At 54.8% G+C, this 14228-nt stretch carries 11 protein-coding genes; 4 read left to right on the plus strand and 7 right to left on the minus strand.

All coding sequences use genetic code 11. The features are described from left to right. Positions 1–26 precede the first annotated feature (26 nt). The 4 genes from proY to phoB form a co-directional block, all read right to left on the minus strand. Positions 27–1397 carry a proline-specific permease ProY gene (gene proY / locus J4617_RS17950; protein WP_001537837.1) on the minus strand — a complete coding sequence of 457 codons (1371 nt, stop codon included), beginning with the start codon at positions 1395–1397 and terminating at the stop codon, positions 27–29. A gap of 74 nt (positions 1398–1471) precedes the next feature. Then, a complete protein-coding gene (gene brnQ / locus J4617_RS17955) occupies positions 1472–2791 on the minus strand; it encodes a branched-chain amino acid transporter carrier protein BrnQ (RefSeq protein WP_000149625.1) in 1320 nt (439 codons plus the stop codon). A 408-nt stretch (positions 2792–3199) separates the two neighbouring features. Continuing rightward, entirely contained in the window at positions 3200–4495 is a 1296-nt protein-coding gene (gene phoR, locus J4617_RS17960; RefSeq protein WP_000893642.1) for a phosphate regulon sensor histidine kinase PhoR, read from the minus strand. 69 nt (positions 4496–4564) lie between these two features. Further along, positions 4565–5254, minus strand: coding sequence for a phosphate response regulator transcription factor PhoB (phoB, locus tag J4617_RS17965; RefSeq protein WP_000113921.1), 690 nt, complete (start codon positions 5252–5254; stop codon positions 4565–4567). Positions 5255–5468: 214 nt separating this feature from the next. Between phoB and sbcD the strand changes: the two genes are divergently transcribed. The 3 genes from sbcD (at position 5469) to araJ (ending at position 11153) form a co-directional block, all read left to right on the plus strand. Continuing rightward, complete coding sequence (sbcD, locus tag J4617_RS17970; RefSeq protein WP_017465386.1) at positions 5469–6671, plus strand: exonuclease subunit SbcD; 1203 nt, start codon at positions 5469–5471, stop codon at positions 6669–6671. Next, the gene (gene sbcC / locus J4617_RS17975; RefSeq protein ID WP_017465387.1) at positions 6668–9808 is read left to right on the plus strand and encodes an exonuclease subunit SbcC; all 3141 of its coding nucleotides are present in this window, start codon (positions 6668–6670) and stop codon (positions 9806–9808) included. The genes sbcD and sbcC overlap by 4 nt, the downstream gene beginning before the upstream one ends. Before the next feature lie 172 nt (positions 9809–9980). After that, positions 9981–11153 (plus strand): MFS transporter AraJ, encoded by a 1173-nt coding sequence (gene araJ, locus J4617_RS17980; protein WP_000755630.1) that lies wholly within the window; start codon positions 9981–9983, stop codon positions 11151–11153. Between the two features lie 19 nt (positions 11154–11172). Here the strand turns inward: araJ and mak are convergent, their stop codons facing one another. Then, positions 11173–12081 (minus strand): fructokinase, encoded by a 909-nt coding sequence (gene mak, locus J4617_RS17985; protein WP_001219276.1) that lies wholly within the window; start codon positions 12079–12081, stop codon positions 11173–11175. A 125-nt stretch (positions 12082–12206) separates the two neighbouring features. On the opposite strand from mak, the gene rdgC reads away from it, so the two are divergent. Continuing rightward, entirely contained in the window at positions 12207–13118 is a 912-nt protein-coding gene (gene rdgC, locus J4617_RS17990) for a recombination-associated protein RdgC (RefSeq protein ID WP_000964305.1), read from the plus strand. A gap of 37 nt (positions 13119–13155) precedes the next feature. Here the strand turns inward: rdgC and ppnP are convergent, their stop codons facing one another. Together ppnP and J4617_RS18000 are read right to left on the minus strand one after the other, a co-directional pair. Beyond that, positions 13156–13440 (minus strand): pyrimidine/purine nucleoside phosphorylase, encoded by a 285-nt coding sequence (gene ppnP, locus J4617_RS17995; protein ID WP_017465388.1) that lies wholly within the window; start codon positions 13438–13440, stop codon positions 13156–13158. A 70-nt stretch (positions 13441–13510) separates the two neighbouring features. Continuing rightward, positions 13511–14188 carry an AroM family protein gene (locus tag J4617_RS18000; protein ID WP_001276437.1) on the minus strand — a complete coding sequence of 226 codons (678 nt, stop codon included), beginning with the start codon at positions 14186–14188 and terminating at the stop codon, positions 13511–13513. Positions 14189–14228: the final 40 nt, after the last annotated feature.

Raw genomic sequence — 14228 nt, forward strand, 5'->3', positions numbered from 1 at the left:
AGACCGGATAAGGCAGAGAAAAACGACTACGCCTGCGCCAATTGACGGTCGCGACGGCGTTTAAACATCCAGCCAATCAACAGCAGAACTATCCACGCAAAACCCACGTACAGTGAGATGCGGGTATCCGGATGGTAGCCGATAAGCGCAATAATGAAGACCAGGAAAATCAGACCCGCTATCGTCGTTACGACACCGCCCGGCACCTTAAATTTCAGCGCTTTTACCTCTTCCGGCGGTAAACGACGACGGAAGGCGATTTGCGACAGCAGGATCATAATCCATACCCATACCGTCGCAAACGTCGCCAGCGAGGCAATCACCAGGAAGACGTTTTCCGGCATGATGTAGTTCAGGTAAACCGCAAACAGCAGCGCAATCGTCATCACCAGCACAGTGACCCACGGAATACCACGGCGTGACGTTTTGGCAAAGACTTTCGGCGCGCTCCCCTGCTCCGCCATACCATGCAGCATACGGCCTACACCAAACACATCAGAATTGATAGCGGAAAGCGAGGCGGTCAATACCACAAAGTTCAGAATGCTGGCGGCAAAGGTAATCCCCATATGCTGGAACGTCAGCACAAATGGGCTGCCGTTTGTGCCGACCTGATTCCACGGATAGATAGACATAATGACGAACAGCGTGCCGACATAAAATACCAGGATACGCATCGGTACTGAGTTAATGGCGCGCGGAATGGATTTCTCCGGGTCTTTCGCTTCCCCGGCGGTGATACCGATAATCTCAATCCCGCCATAAGCGAACATCACCATTTGCAGCGACATGATCATTCCCAGCCAGCCATTGCTGAAGAAGCCGCCGTTGCTCCACAGGTTATGAATGCCGGTCGGCTGCCCGCCGTTGCCAATTCCCCACACAATGATGCCGATACCCGCGACAATCATGATAATAATGGTGGCGACTTTGAAGAAGGAGAACCAAAACTCCAGCTCGCCGAACACCTTGACGCTCATCAGGTTGATGGCGCAAATGATCAGCACCACGCTAAGTACCCAAATCCAGTGCGGCACGGCGGGGAACCAGACTCCCATGTAAATGCCGAACGCGGTCACGTCGGCAATGGCGACGATCAGGATCTCAAAACAGTAGGTCCAGCCGGTAATGTAGCCCGCAAGCGGGCCGAGGTTTTCCTGCGCATAGCGCGAAAATGAGCTGGCGGCAGGGTTGTGAACGGACATTTCCCCCAATGCGCGCATAATGATATATGCCGCGACCCCGCCAATAATATAGGCCAACAGCACGCTCGGCCCCGCCATTTTGATGGCGTCCGCCGAGCCGTAAAACAGGCCGGTGCCGATTGCCGAACCTAATGCCATAAAGCGAATGTGCCGGGTGCTCAGCCCACGCTTTAGCTTATTATTGCTTTCCATCAATTTCTGACCTATCAACACAATAAAAAACCACGGGGCGTTAAGCCCCGTGGTGTACACATATGTCAGCGATTTTAGTGAGCGCTGGAGGTCACCTGCCGACCCGCCGCGCGATCCCAGATAATCGCCAGGATCACCATCACCACCGTTGGCATCAACCACGCCAGTCCCTGTTCCGCCAGCGGCAAACGCTGACTCCAGGCTGGCAGCATATCGCCAAAGGCAGATGCTTTGATGCCGTCAAGGATACCAAAAAGCAGACTGATAAACATGGCCGGCGCGATGATGCGGGTGGAATTATGCCACCATGAGCGGGTAAAACTTAATACAACCAGTGCGATACACGGCGGATAGATAGCCGTCAGCACCGGAATGGAAATTTGAATCAGATGGCTCAGTCCGAGGTTTGACACCACCATAGAGAAGCCGCCGAGAATAAAGACCAGCGTGCGGTAAGACAGCGGAATATACTGCGCGAAAAACTCAGCGCAGGCGCAGGTCAGCCCCACCGCCGTCACCAGACACGCGATAAAGATCAGCGCCGCCAGCAGGAAGCTTCCCGCGCCGCCAAAGGTATGCTGAACGTAGGCATGAAGAATCGCCGCGCCGTTCGCTGACTGATCGACCAGCGTCGCGCTATCAGAACCTAAGCGGAACAAGGCAAGGTAAAGCAGCGTCAGCCCCACGCCCGCCATCAGGCCGGCCCAGACCGTGTAACGCGTCAACAGGCGCGCTTCGGTCACGCCGCGAGAACGCGCCGCGTTCACAATAACGATACCAAACACCATCGCGCCAAGCGTATCCATCGTCAGATAGCCGTTCACAAATCCGTTAGAAAAGGCCGCATTCTGATAAGCGTCCAGGGCGTTGCTGATTGGGCCGGCAGGCCAAACGATAGCCGCGACGGAAAGGATGACCAGCGCAATAATTTTCAACGGCGCCAGGAAATTCCCTACCGTATCCAGCAGTTTACCCGGATAGAGGGAAACCAGAATAACGATAGCGAAATAGACCACGCTGTAAATCAGCAACGGCATTGCAGAATCGCCGGTCAACGGAGCGATACCGACCTCAAACGACACCGTCGCGGTACGCGGCGTCGCAAATAACGGCCCGACGGCCAGATAGCAAACGGTCGCCAGCAGGAGTCCCGCCACTTTACCAATCGGCGTACTGAGGCTGTCTACGCCGCCGCCGACTTTCGCCAACGCCACAACAGTAAGAACCGGTAGCCCTACGGCGGTAATCAGAAAGCCAATAGCGGCTGTCCAGACGTGTTCACCCGCCTGCAAACCGACCATAGGAGGAAAGATAATATTGCCTGCGCCAACGAACAGCGCAAATGTCATAAAGCCCAGGGCGATGATATCGCGCGATTTTAACTGATGGGTCATAAAGTCTTACTGCCTGTGGATGGTGATGTTGTAAACATTAAAATTTTTGCCTTTCCCGGAGGATTATAAAGCGGCGTTTTTTATCAATTTCAGCGGGAAAAGCTCCCGGACCGATGCGGCGAAGAATTGTTTTTCGATTTACCGCGCAAATGCAGTCGTAATGACAGCACCTGAAGCGCAATTTAAACGCTTATAACGTTTTAAAGCAAGGTGGGATCTAAAAACCAGATGAATATAGCGATATGAAATTTACAACCAGAATAAAACACCATTCTCATGAAAAAGTTATGGCTAATCATGCGAACAAAAAATCACCAAACGTTGAATGTTTCAACGAGCCCGTCTTAACTGCAAAGAAAATAAGCCAGCATCCGCTGGCTTATGGAAAGTTATACTTACGAAAGGCAATTAATCGCTATTTTTGGCAATTAAACGTTCCGGCAGCACAAAGCTAAATCGCGTTCCTTTGCCAGGCGAACTGTCGATTTCAAGGCGGCTTTCATGGTGATTCAACGCATGTTTCACAATCGCCAATCCCAGGCCGCTGCCGCCCGTTTGCCGCGAACGCGCTTTATCGACGCGGTAGAAGCGTTCGGTCAGACGAGGAATATGCTCGGCAGCAATCCCCGGACCGTTATCTTGAATGCAAAATTCAGCGCCATGCGCGGCACGTCGCCAGCTCACCGTAATATGCGTTCCCGCCGGCGTATGGTTTACTGCGTTATACACCAGGTTTGAGATCGCGCTACGTAGCTGCTCTTCATTGCCCAGAACGCTAAGACTATCGTCGACCTCAAACGTAAAGGTATGTTTCTGCTGGCTGAGCGTCTGCGCTTCACGCTCCACGACCCGCAGCATCATCGGTACATCCACTTTTTCATTTAATAACAGCGCCGGAGCCGCCTCAATTTTAGACAGCGTAAGCAGTTGTTTTACCAGCCCTTCCATACGATACGTTTGCTCGCGCATCGTATGCAGCGCTTTCTCTCGCGTCGCCCCTTCCAGCGCCTGTTCCTGCATCATTTCCAGATAGCCTTGCAATACCGTCAAGGGCGTACGCAACTCATGGCTAACGTTGGCGAAAAAGTTACGTCTGGCGCCTTCAAGCTGATGCATTTGCGTCACATCGCGCGCCACCATCAGGAGTTGTTTATCGGTATAAGGCATGACGCGGATCTCCAGATGCCGCCCGGTATTGAGCACCAAATGAAGCGGACGGGTGAAATCACGCGTTTTTAAATACTGGGTAAACTCCGGATAACGCAGTAGATTGAGAATATTCTGCCCGTTGTCATCCGGCCAGCGTAGCCCCAGTATCTGTTGCGCCAAACCGTTACACCAAAAAATGCCGCCCTCTTCTGTGGTCAGTACCACGGCATCAGGCAGCGACTCCGCGCCGCTGCGAAAACGTTTAATCAGGTTCCCCAGCTCGCGGCGACGCTTCTTATTTCGCAACTGCATCTGGTGTAAACCGTATAACAGCGGTTCCCAACTTCCCCGCCCCGGCGGCGGCGTCATACTTCTGTCGACCCAAAGCCACCAGGAGAGGCGTAACAAATTCCAGAAATGCCAGACAAGCAGTCCCGTCACCGCCGCCAGTAAAAACCACGGCAGATAACCAAAAAAAGCGCTAAGGATAAGCGCGGGGATGCAACAGAGCACCAGCTCCAGCACCAGCCTTTTCCATGACAGCCGTTCCAGCACGCGTCATACTCCCTCAAGAATGGAAAGCCTTCTCCGCCAGAAACCTGTGTTCTACTGGCGGAAAAGGCATTAAAAGCGGGTCGAAAAACGATACCCTGTCCCGCGTACCGTTTGCACCATCCGGTCGTGGCCGCTGTGCTCCAGCGCCTTACGCAAACGGCGAATATGCACGTCGACCGTCCGGTCTTCAACGTACACATTGGTGCCCCAGACATGATTGAGTAGCTGTTCGCGGCTGTAAACCCGTTCCGGGTGCGTCATAAAGAAATGGAGTAATTTAAATTCGGTCGGCCCCATATCCAGCGGGCTGTCGCCGGTCATCACGCGGTGAGAGCCAGGATCAAGGCTCAGTCCCTGCATCTCGATCACCTCTTCGACCGCCATCGGCGAGATGCGCCGCATAACGGCTTTAATGCGCGCCACCAACTCTTTGGGGGAAAACGGCTTGGTAATGTAATCGTCAGCGCCGGTTTCCAGCCCGCGCACACGATCTTCTTCCTCACCTCTTGCGGTCAGCATAACCACAGGAATATCCCGGGTCATGGCTTCACGTTTGAGATGTTTAATAAACTGTAACCCTGACCCGCCGGGCAACATCCAGTCAAGAAGGATGAGATCCGGCCAGGGTTCATTAAGTTTATTCACCGCACTGTCATAATCTTCGGCTTCTACGGGCTGAAAGCCATTTTGTTCGAGCACGAAGCACACCATTTCACGGATCGGCGCCTCATCTTCTACGACCAGAATACGTCTCGCCATAATTTGCCCTGTTAGTCGTTAGTTATCAATGCCGCGCCATTATGCGTCAGATTTATGACAGATTTATGAAAAAAAAAGGCGGCATTGACAGCATGTTGATGATTTATGACACCGGTGAAACCGTGCATTACCGTGTACCGGCGGTAAATTGCGCCCAAAAATGGAAGGGAGGACGTGTATAATCCCGTTCACGCTTTTTTTGCATGGAACAATTATGCGCATCCTCCACACCTCTGACTGGCATCTGGGACAAAACTTCTACAGTAAAAGCCGCGCCGCGGAGCATCAGGCTTTTCTGGACTGGCTGCTGGAGACCGCGCAGGCCCATCAGGTGGATGCCATTATTGTCGCTGGCGATATTTTTGATACCGGTTCGCCGCCAAGCTATGCCCGAGAACTTTATAACCGTTTCGTCGTTAATTTACAGCAAACGGGCTGTCATCTGGTGGTGCTGGCCGGTAATCATGATTCCGTCGCCACGCTAAACGAGTCGCGCGACATTCTGGCGTTTCTCAATACAACCGTGATCGCCAGCGCGGGCTATGCGCCGCGGCTACTTCATCGTCGCGACGGTTCTCCGGGTGCCGTACTGTGCCCCATTCCCTTTTTGCGCCCGCGCGACATTATTACCAGTCAGGCGGGGTTATCCGGCAGCGAGAAACAGCAGCAACTTCTTCATGCGATTGCCGATTATTATCAACAGCAGCATCAGGAAGCGTGCCAGCTACGCGGCGAACGAAAGCTGCCGGTTATCGCGACGGGACATTTAACCACCGTCGGCGCCAGCAAAAGCGATGCGGTTCGCGACATTTATATCGGTACGCTGGATGCCTTTCCGGCGCAGCATTTCCCCCCCGCGGATTATATCGCATTAGGACACATTCACCGCGCGCAATGTGTCGGCGGCACGGAGCATATCCGCTATTGCGGCTCGCCCATCGCCCTCAGCTTTGATGAGTGCGGCAAAAGCAAATGCGTGCATCTGGTGACCTTCGACCAGGGGAAATGGCAAAGCACCGAAAGTCTGGCTGTCCCCGTGACTCAACCGTTGGCGGTTTTAAAAGGCGACCTGGCATCAATTACCGAACAGCTTGAGCAGTGGCGCGGCGTTGAGCAATCGCCCCCCGTCTGGCTGGATATTGAAATCACCACAGATGATTATCTGCACGATATCCAACGCAGAATACAGACATTAACGGAGTCACTCCCCGTAGAGGTATTACTGGTGCGCCGTAGCCGCGAACAGCGTGAGCGCTCGCTGGCGAACGAGCGGCGGGAAACATTAAGCGAGCTTAGCGTGGAGGAGGTTTTTGCGCGGCGTCTGGCGCTGGAAGCGTTAGATCCCCCGCAGCGCGAGCGCCTGAATCAGCTCTTTTCCAGCACGCTCTACGCGTTGAATGAGGAGCATGAGGCATGAAAATTCTCAGTTTGCGTCTGAAAAACCTGAACTCGCTGAAAGGAGAATGGAAGGTCGATTTTACCGCCGAACCGTTTGCCAGTAACGGGTTATTCGCCATTACCGGCCCGACCGGCGCGGGAAAAACCACCTTGCTTGACGCCATCTGCCTGGCGCTGTACCACGAAACGCCGCGCCTGAATACGGTATCGCAGTCGCAAAACGATTTGATGACGCGCGATACGGCGGAATGTCTGGCCGAAGTGGAGTTCGAGGTAAAAGGCGAAGCCTGGCGCGCGTTCTGGAGCCAGAACCGAGCCCGAAATCAGCCTGACGGCAATCTCCAGGCCCCACGCGTGGAGCTGGCGCGGTGTTCAGACGGAAAGATCTTTGCCGATAAGGTAAAGGATAAACTGGAGATGATCGCCACGTTGACCGGGCTGGACTACGGGCGCTTCACTCGTTCGATGTTGTTATCACAGGGGCAGTTCGCCGCCTTTCTTAACGCCAAAGCGAAAGAGCGCGCAGAGCTTCTGGAGGAGCTCACCGGCACTGAGATTTACGGGCAGATCTCCGCACAGGTATTTGAAAAACATAAATCAGCCCGTCTCGAACTGGAAAAGTTACAAGCGCAGGCCAGCGGCGTCGCCCTATTGGCGGACGAACAGTTACAGCAACTGGAAGCCAGTTTGCAGGCGCTTACTGACGAAGAGAAACGCCTGCTGGCCGACCAGCAGGGACAGCAGCAGCACCTTCACTGGCTGACCCGAAAAAACGAGCTCCACACTGAATTACACGCCCGGCAGCAGGCGCTGTACGCGGCGCAAGAGGCGCGAGAAAAAGCGCAGCCGCAGCTCGCGGCGTTGACACTGGCGCAACCTGCTCGCCAGTTGCGCCCGCACTGGGAGCGCATTCAGGAACAAACCCGCGCCGTTGAGCGTGTTCGCCAGCACAGTGATGAAGTGAATGCTCGCTTACAAAGCGCGTATCGCCTGCGCCAGCGTATCCGCGCCTGCGCGCATCGACAATTCACGCAACTGAACGCCACAGGGCAGCGGTTGAAGACATGGCTGGCGGAACACGACGGCATCCGCGTCTGGCGCAGCGAACTGGCGGGGTGGCGAGCATTATTAACACAACAATCCCACGATCGGGCGCAACTGAGCCAATGGCAACAGCAGTTGCTGAGCGATACGCGTCAGCGTGATGCGCTACCGCCGCTCACGCTCGACCTCACGCCACAGGCGCTGGCGGAAGCCAGAGCATTGCATACCCGGCAGCGTCCGCTACGCCATCGTCTCGCCGCGCTTCAGGGGCAAATTCTCCCGAAACAAAAGCGTCAGGCGCAGCTACAGGCAGCTATCGCGCGTCATCATCAGGAGCAGGCGCAATACACCCAACGTCTGGCGGATAAGCGTTTGAGTTATAAGACTAAAGCGCAGGAGCTTGCGGACGTTCGCACTATTTGCGAGCAGGAGGCGCGCATCAAAGATCTGGAAAGCCAGCGGGCGCACTTACAGTCCGGCCAGCCGTGTCCGCTTTGCGGCTCGACGACGCACCCCGCCATCGCCGCCTATCAGGCGCTGGAACTGAGCGCGAATCAAACCCGCCGCGACGCGCTGGAAAAAGAGGTCAAAACGCTGGCGGAAGAAGGCGCGGCGCTGCGAGGACAGTTAGATGCCTTAACGCAACAATTACAGCGGGATGAAAGCGAGGCGCAGTCGTTGTTGCAGGAGGAGCAAGCGCTTACTGAGGAATGGCAAACGCTGTGCGCTACGCTGGGCGTTCAGCTCCAGCCGCAAGAAGACCTCGCGGGCTGGCTGACCGCCGCGGAAGAGCATGAGCAACAGTTGGATCAGCTCAGCCAGCGTCATGCTCTACAAACGCAAATCGCGGCGCATACTGAACAGGTAGCGCGCTTTACCGCGCAGATTGCGCAGCGTCAGGCGTCGCTGACGGCTGATTTGGCGCAGTATACGCTTTCCCTTCCTGCGCCAGAAGACGAAGCCTCATGGCTGAATGAGCGCGCCGACGAAGCGAAAATATGGCAACAGCGTCAGACCGAGTTCGCGGATTTGCAAATGCAGATCGACAGGCTTGCCCCGTTGCTGGAGACGCTACCGCAAACGGATACCGCGGATTCCGACGACGACGTGCCGCTGGATAACTGGCGGCAGGCGCATGATGAGTGCGTGTCATTACAAAGCCAGTTGCAAACCCTGCAGGAACAGACGACGCAGGAACAGCAGCGCGCCGCCGAGGCAATAGCGCACTTTGATGCGGCGTTAAAAAATAGCCCGTTTGACAGCCAGGCAACGTTCCTGGCGGCGTTGCTGGATGAAGAGACCGTGACCCGTCTGGAAAAACAACAACAAACGCTGGAAAGTCAGCTACAACAAGCGAAGGCGTTAAGCGCGCAGTCCGCGCAGGCGCTGGCTGACCATCAGCAACAGCCGCCCGCCGGTCTGGACCCAACGTGTACGGCGGAGCAGCTCGCGCAGCGGCTGACGCAGTTGGCGCAACAACTGCGCGAAAACACGACACGCCAGGGGGAAATCCGCCAGCAAATTAAACAGGATGCAGATAATCGGCAGCGCCAACGCGCGCTGATGGCGGAAATGAAGCAAACCTCTCAGCAAGTGGAAGACTGGGGCTATCTCAATGCGCTGATCGGCTCTAAAGAAGGTGATAAGTTCCGCAAATTCGCCCAGGGACTGACGCTGGATAATCTGGTCTGGCTGGCGAATCATCAGCTCACCCGCCTGCATGGCCGCTATTTATTGCAGCGCAAAGCCAGCGACGCGCTGGAACTGGAGGTTGTCGATACCTGGCAGGCCGACGCCGTGCGCGATACGCGAACGTTATCAGGCGGCGAAAGTTTCCTGGTCAGCCTGGCGCTGGCGCTGGCGTTATCAGATTTGGTCAGCCATAAAACGCGCATTGATTCTTTGTTCCTCGACGAAGGCTTCGGCACGCTTGATAGCGAAACGCTGGACGCCGCGCTGGATGCGCTCGACGCGCTGAATGCCAGCGGGAAGACCATCGGTGTGATTAGCCACGTGGAAGCCATGAAAGAACGTATCCCTGTGCAGATAAAAGTGAAAAAAATCAATGGGCTTGGTTATAGCAAACTGGACAAAGCGTTTGCTGTGGAGTAACGCGAGTGTCATCCTGCGCACAGCATACCGTCATGACATAGCATAATAATGAATACACAAAGACGGATAAGGAATGGTATTACCTCGCGCTTATCCGCAAGCTATACGTTGATTGGCTGTGACAATTCACAGCCACAGCGCGCGACATGCGCCTTTATTTTCGGCAGGTGGTATGAAAAAAGTTATTTTTTCTTTGGCGCTGGGTACGTTCGGACTGGGGATGGCCGAGTTTGGCATTATGGGCGTGCTGACGGAGCTGGCACGCGATGTCGGGATAACAATTCCCGCCGCCGGGCATATGATCTCGTTTTACGCCTTCGGCGTCGTGCTGGGCGCGCCTGTTATGGCGCTCTTTTCCAGCCGCTTTTCGCTTAAACATATACTGCTGTTTCTGGTCACGCTGTGCGTGATGGGCAATGCCATATTTACCTTTTCCTCGTCATATCTGATGCTCGCCGTCGGCAGACTGGTTTCCGGCTTTCCGCACGGCGCCTTTTTTGGCGTCGGCGCCATTGTCCTGTCAAAGATTATCCGCCCCGGGAAAGTCACCGCCGCCGTCGCGGGTATGGTTTCAGGGATGACGGTGGCGAATCTGGTGGGCATTCCGGTCGGCACTTACCTGAGCCAGGAATTTAGCTGGCGCTACACCTTTTTATTGATCGCGGTTTTCAACATCGCCGTGCTCACCGCGATTTTCTTCTGGGTGCCGGATATCCGTGACAAAGCCCAAGGCAGCCTGCGCGAGCAGTTCCACTTCTTGCGTAGTCCTGCGCCGTGGCTCATTTTCGCCGCCACGATGTTCGGCAATGCGGGCGTTTTTGCCTGGTTCAGCTATATCAAGCCATTTATGATGTACATCTCCGGTTTTTCGGAGACGAGCATGACGTTTATTATGATGCTGGTCGGGCTGGGGATGGTGTTAGGCAATCTGTTAAGCGGCAAACTCTCCGGCAGATATACGCCGCTGCGCATCGCGGTAGTGACTGACCTCGTTATCGTGCTCTCTCTCATGGCGCTCTTTTTCTTCAGCGGATACAAAACGGCATCGCTGACTTTCGCGTTTATCTGCTGCGCTGGTCTGTTTGCGCTCTCTGCGCCGCTGCAAATCCTGCTACTGCAAAACGCCAAAGGCGGCGAACTGCTGGGCGCGGCGGGAGGGCAAATCGCGTTTAATCTCGGTAGCGCGATTGGCGCCTGGTGCGGCGGGCTGATGCTGACGCTAGGTTTTGCGTACCACTATGTGGCGCTTCCCGCCGCCCTGCTCTCGTTTTCCGCCATGTCGTCGTTGCTGGTATACGGACGTCTAAAACACAAGCAGCCATCGGTCACGCCGGTTGCCGGATGACGCCATCCGGCTAGAAACGTTACGCCAGCGGCCACAGCCAGGCCGCGCCGCGCACGCCGCTCGAATCGCCATGCCGCGCCTTACGTACCGGCGTCTCGCACTCGCCGCCAAAAACAAACGATTTCATCAGCGACGGAACCGTCTTGTACAGGCGCTCAACATTGCTCATACCGCCGCCCAGCACAATGACATCCGGATCCAGAATATTCACGACATGAGATAATGCTTTCGCCAGCCGCAGCTCATAACGGCTTAACGCCAGTTCCGCCACGGCGTCCTGCGCGTCGACCAGACGAATAATCTCATCGCCTTTTAGCGTTTTACCGCTCAAACGCTGGTAATCCGTGGCAAATCCCGTACCGGAAATAAAGGTTTCGATACAGCCTTGTTTACCGCAATAACAGGGAATTTCTTCACGGTAACGCAACTCATCGTCATCCATCCACGGCAACGGATTGTGGCCCCATTCGCCTGCCGTACCGTTGCCGCCGATGTGCGCCCGGCCATTTAGCGCTACGCCCGCGCCGCACCCGGTACCGATAATCACCGCAAATACCGTTTGCGCCCCCGCCGCCGCGCCATCTACCGCCTCTGATACCGCCAGGCAATTGGCATCGTTGGCTAACCGCACTTCACGCTTCAGACGACGGCTCACATCGCTATCGAACGGCTGGCCGTTAAGCCACGTAGAGTTAGCGTTTTTTACCACGCCGGTGTAAGGCGAGAGAGAACCGGGAATGCCAATGCCAACGCTACCGGTCTGGCCGGTCGCCTGTTCCGCCATGTCGACCAGCGTAGCGATGGTTTCTATCGTTTGCTGATAATCCTCCCGCGGCGTAGGCAGACGATGGCGAAACCGCTGCTCTCCTGCATCATCAAGCGCAATGACTTCCGTTTTTGTGCCGCCTAAATCGATACCAATACGCACATACCGCTCCTCATTTTTTGGGAATATCAACAGGGTAGAATTCACCGTTCTGATTGGCAATGCAAGCCTGCCGACAATTCGTTACTATACCGCCTGGATTTAACGACAAGGCCGTGGAAATTATCATGCTGTGGTTCAAAAATTTAATGGTTTACCGTCTTAGCCGCGATATCACATTACGCGCCGAAGAGATGGAGAAACAGCTCGCCTCAATGACGTTTACCCCATGCGGTAGCCAGGATATGGCCAAAATGGGCTGGGTTCCGCCGATGGGCTCTCACAGCGATGCGTTAACGCACACCGCCAATGGCCAAATTATTATTTGCGCGCGCAAAGAAGAGAAAATCCTGCCATCGCCAGTGATCAAACAGGCACTGGAGGCGAAAATCCAGAAACTGGAAGCCGATCAGGGACGCAAGCTGAAGAAGACGGAAAAAGATTCCCTGAAGGATGAAGTGTTGCATTCGTTGCTGCCGCGCGCGTTTAGCCGCTTCAGTCAGACAATGATGTGGATTGATACCGTTAACGGCCTGATTATGGTTGACTGCGCCAGCGCGAAAAAAGCGGAAGATACTTTAGCGCTACTGCGTAAAAGTCTTGGCTCGCTGCCGGTCGTCCCGCTGGCGCTGGAAAATCCGATTGAGCTGACGCTCACCGAGTGGGTGCGCTCCGGTACGGTCGCTCAGGGTTTCCAGTTGCTGGACGAAGCCGAATTGAAAGCGATGCTGGAAGATGGCGGCGTGATCCGCGCGAAAAAGCAGGATCTGGTCAGCGACGAGATCGCCGTTCATATTGAAGCGGGTAAAGTGGTCACGAAGCTGGCGCTCGACTGGCAGCAGCGTATTCAATTCGTCATGTGCGACGACGGCTCCATTAAGCGTCTGAAATTCTGCGATGAGCTGCGCGATCAGAACGAAGATATCGACCGGGAAGATTTTGCCCAACGTTTTGACGCGGACTTTATCCTGATGACCGGCGAGCTGGCGGCGCTGATTCAAAGCCTGGTGGAAGGATTAGGCGGCGAAGCGCAGCGCTAACCAGAGGGTCCCTCTCCGCCGGAGAGGGGACTCACCGTTACAAATAGCGGCACAGATACGAGGTGGGCTCAGCAACCTGTAGATGAAACTCACTGTGGCCAGGCACGTTAAACACCTCACCGGCTGTATACACTTTCCATTCGACAGTTCCCGGCAACAGTACCTTCAACGCGCCGCTCACAACCGTCATCTCTTCGGGTTCGGCGGTGCCAAAGGTATACTCCCCTTCCGCCATCACACCAACGCTGGCCCGGCCGATGCTACTGCTGGTAAATCCAATAGGCTTCACTTTCCCGGAAAAGTATTCATTGCTTTGTAGCATAATCAGGCCCCGTCTCATTATTAAATTAACACCCAATATAGAGTCCTGACGTTCGGCCTGTCACGTAAAATTAGACAAGCAGTTCTGAAGCTAACCGCGCAATCAAAACGTTAGAGAGTAAAACCGGCACATCCAGCGCCTGCTGTAAAATATCCCGATGACGCTGATGAAAACCCAGACAATCCAGCATAATGACGTCCGCGCCTTGATCCAATAGCGCCTGCCCGGCATCAATTAACTGTTGCTCAGAACCGTGAACCGGATTCGCCAGCGAATACACCGGCGGCATTTGCAATACCTGCCATTTTTTCTCCTGGGCCGCCAGAAGTTCTGCAACAGGCACAATCACGCCCACCTGATGCCCATCCACAATAGAGGCGACAAGCGGTGGAATAATACGCAGCGGTTCAAGCAAAATAGAATTACGGGCTGCCATACTTTTAATCGCCGCGGTGCTCATCAGTATAATGACATCGTAACCCTGGTTATCCAGCACCTCGACAACGCTCTGTAAATCTCGCTCCACTTTCTGGCGGGAAACATGGGCTATCTGGTTATCATTCAGCAACGTCAAAAGCGGATCGTCGCCAGGCTCTACAGCGTAATCCGCCATAACGTCTTCCCGGCTCATTTTTCCCAGCAGGCTATGATGGGTGATGTGTTGTTCGTCGATGTATTCCGTCAGAAGCGGTAACACTTCGCTCATTGGCACAACGCCGATTGTGAGGATTGCCAACGACGCACTCATTTTTATTCCACCTTATTACTTCGTCGTAATTCCCGGGCAA

Source organism: Salmonella sp. 32010601201800023SM (assembly GCF_017572235.1).
Lineage (GTDB): Bacteria > Pseudomonadota > Gammaproteobacteria > Enterobacterales > Enterobacteriaceae > Salmonella > Salmonella enterica.

Coding starts and splice junctions, on each gene's coding strand:
- ppnP (WP_017465388.1), bottom strand. CDS start 13,440: ATGCTACAAAGCAATGAATACTTTTCCGGGAAAGTGAAGCCTATTGGA.
- araJ (WP_000755630.1), top strand. CDS start 9,981: ATGAAAAAAGTTATTTTTTCTTTGGCGCTGGGTACGTTCGGACTGGGG.
- J4617_RS18000 (WP_001276437.1), bottom strand. CDS start 14,188: ATGAGTGCGTCGTTGGCAATCCTCACAATCGGCGTTGTGCCAATGAGC.
- phoB (WP_000113921.1), bottom strand. CDS start 5,254: ATGGCGAGACGTATTCTGGTCGTAGAAGATGAGGCGCCGATCCGTGAA.
- rdgC (WP_000964305.1), top strand. CDS start 12,207: ATGCTGTGGTTCAAAAATTTAATGGTTTACCGTCTTAGCCGCGATATC.
- proY (WP_001537837.1), bottom strand. CDS start 1,397: ATGGAAAGCAATAATAAGCTAAAGCGTGGGCTGAGCACCCGGCACATT.
- brnQ (WP_000149625.1), bottom strand. CDS start 2,791: ATGACCCATCAGTTAAAATCGCGCGATATCATCGCCCTGGGCTTTATG.
- sbcC (WP_017465387.1), top strand. CDS start 6,668: ATGAAAATTCTCAGTTTGCGTCTGAAAAACCTGAACTCGCTGAAAGGA.
- sbcD (WP_017465386.1), top strand. CDS start 5,469: ATGCGCATCCTCCACACCTCTGACTGGCATCTGGGACAAAACTTCTAC.